The following is a 2,736-nucleotide window of genomic DNA, read 5'->3' on the forward strand; positions in this document are numbered from 1 at the left end:
CTAATCAAGGAAATCCATGGGGAGAGCATAAAAGCTCGTCCAGCTCTAGGAAAAAACCCATTCGAAACATCAAACAGTCCAATTGCGACTGCTATTGAGAGCAGTTCAAGTCAATATGTGATGCCAAGCTTAAATGGCAAAGTCGACTTTGATTACGATAATCACAACGGTAGCTTCACAATTGGCTCTGGAAGTATGCTGTTCGAGTTGACATTTTCTGGTGCAAGTAATGACTCGATACACGTATACAACGATCCTGGAAGTATAGAGGGCATTGCTTTAGCTTACGGAGCAAATGATTTTAAAGATATAACAGATGCTTCAAAGTTTGATTACACATCTAGAACTAGAACTCCAAAGACTGGAGAGTTGGTTACTCTGGTCAACCGACATGGCTTCTTTGCTGCAATCAAGCTTGTTGATATTAAAGCGAGAAGCCATGGCGCAGATAGATCGTTGGTTTCATTCGAATATAGAATCAACCAGAGTAAAGAAGCTACATTCGAGTAATTTCACATAACAAAGCGTTTAAGAGTGATTCCTCACGCTTGGCAGTTTCGCTTCGCTCAAGTATAGCCAAGCGTGCATCACACCTTAACGCGGCGTTAGAATTATCTCATACTCAGCTTGTATAGAAGGTATAATTGTGACAATTTCGGAAAAAAGAATAGAAGAGCTGCTTCAAGCCATTCCTGGCTCAAGGAAGGCATCGCAAGGTATAATATTTCCAAGCATAGTCGAACAGAGTCATCCCCCAACAGACTTTTTTACGCAGGAAGAGATTGAAGGTTACATACTAGGAGAAAAGAGTAGGTGACAAATTTCATTTAAGAAATATTTACACGAAATCTATGGTTGCAGATCTACTTCCGGGAGAAGAGCGTTTTTTAGAGTTTTGCTCTATTGATGAAATTAAGCGGCTCAGAAACTTAAAAAACCCATATGACTACTTGCTAAAGATCCGGTCTTACTCTATTGCAAATGATCCTAGGGCGGTTCGACTAATGTGTGTAAGGAGAAATAAGTATGAAGAAAGTGGAAAAAACTGGAGGTTAACGCATTATTATCACCAAGGAGATCATTTTCATAAGTCGTACATATCAATGCTAAAGCCAGCGCAACGTAAATTGTTGAAATCATTGCCTACAGGTTTAGCTCATATCCCAGATGTTAATGCTCTGTGCATTCGGTCTTTAGCTGGTGACGTTGTACTTGTTTCTGAAAAGTTGGAGAGAGTTTACTACTTTCTAACGATAGCATTCTATGGGTACGAGTTTGGTTTGAAGCCGAGCGATTTAAGGGATGCACTAATCATTGCAATGAGAATTGTCAGTGGTTCTGAAGCCCATGACTTTGAAATGGACCCAAGAGCACACTTTCCTACAGAATTAGAAAAGAAAATCACAATGCTCGTTAAGGAGCAAATGAAGTTTACTTATGGTCACGAATAAGCACATTACTTGTTAAACCACTTGGATGAAGCAGAAGTAATGGAACTTTCACTCATAGAAAAGGGAGTATGTTGCGAGAGCAGGTACGTCGGAGAGTTATGATTGGGGAAACCCACCTAAAGCCAGCAACGCTAACTGTAATAACTGTGGCACTGTTTGGAGTAATAAACAAACGGCGCGAGTAGGCTCTTTTCCTCCTAACCGGTTTGGCGTTTTTGATATGCTAGGAAATGTAGGTGAGTGGGTAGAGCAATGTTTACCTAAACGAGAAAAAGGAAGCCAAGAATGTGCAGTTTACTTGTTTGTCGGCGGAGGGTGGTTTTTACCGGGACAAGATTTAGTTCCTCATACCTACTGGGCACGACATATTGATATTCGAGAACCATATGTAGGTTTTCGACTTGTTGAAGAAGAATAATATGATCATGTGGTCTTGCCATTCGGTAGTGTGAATAGTGAAGCGCTCAGTTAACAAACTGTTCAAGAGGGATTCGCAACGTGTGGTATTTTTACTAAGCGTTTGTTTTAGTGTTTAAGTTGTTATGCAGCAGCATCGGTATTACGTTGCTCACACCTTAACGTGGCGTTAGCAGTATAGGAGGAAAATTGGAAACTTTATCAAAAGTTGAAATAACGCTATTAGCGGTGTTTCTTGGTTGGTTCTTAGGTCAGGGAGCTGAGCTTCTAAAGTCCTATTGGAAGCGTAGGGTGTTACTAAAAGCTTTTTATAACGAGTTAGGTGACATATCTGATCACTTAAATGAATCAATGAGTAAATGTGAATCAGGGTTAATCAATTTGCTAAAAACTCGTCAATCATCAGTATCCCCGCATCCAGTCGTTCGCCCAATCTACGATAATTACTACAAAGACATTTGTACTTTTTTAAGTCCTGAGCAACGGAAAATTGTCAGCCAAATTTATGGACATGTTACGGGCTTCAATGAGCGTCTCAGTAGTTCAGGTGAACAGAAAAATTTAGACACAAACTTTATGTGCATGTATACGGATGCTGCTTGGGCTAAAGAATCAATAAGCTATCTAATTCAGTACAAAGGCAGCAAATTACTTGCAAATGATCTTTCGAAAATTGAGTCAATTAATAAGGATTTTCAGCGCGTTTGGAATGGATATATACGTGGATAGAATACTGCTAACAAAGCGTTTAAGACGGATTCCCAACGCTTGGGATTTGGGGTTTGATTCAGATTTAGTGTTTACGGCACAATGGTTTAGGTAGGATGGTTGCGTTGCTCACTACTTAATTGGGCGTTAGAAATTACTA

General features: G+C 39.9%; 3 protein-coding genes and 1 pseudogene. All 4 read left to right on the plus strand.

Annotated features, from left to right (window positions below):
* On the plus strand, positions 1-510 hold a 510-nt coding region (locus CAG65_RS15065; protein ID WP_202599413.1), incomplete at its 5' end, for a hypothetical protein.
* Between the two features lie 341 nt (positions 511-851).
* A complete protein-coding gene (locus CAG65_RS15070) occupies positions 852-1,451 on the plus strand; it encodes a hypothetical protein (protein ID WP_161454169.1) in 600 nt (199 codons plus the stop codon).
* A 76-nt stretch (positions 1,452-1,527) separates the two neighbouring features.
* A pseudogene (locus tag CAG65_RS15075) lies at positions 1,528-1,869 on the plus strand (formylglycine-generating enzyme family protein); the annotation flags it as partial.
* Between the two features lie 188 nt (positions 1,870-2,057).
* Positions 2,058-2,597: a hypothetical protein gene (locus CAG65_RS15080; protein ID WP_161454170.1), complete on the plus strand. Its 540-nt coding sequence runs from the start codon at positions 2,058-2,060 to the stop codon at positions 2,595-2,597.
* Positions 2,598-2,736: the final 139 nt, after the last annotated feature.

The organism is Vibrio sp. V39_P1S14PM300, assembly GCF_009904765.1.
In the GTDB taxonomy this organism is placed as follows: domain Bacteria; phylum Pseudomonadota; class Gammaproteobacteria; order Enterobacterales; family Vibrionaceae; genus Vibrio; species Vibrio proteolyticus.

Excerpts from the sequence above, each read along its gene's own strand:
- CAG65_RS15070 (WP_161454169.1), top strand. The coding sequence starts at position 852 with ATGGTTGCAGATCTACTTCCGGGAGAAGAGCGTTTTTTAGAGTTTTGC.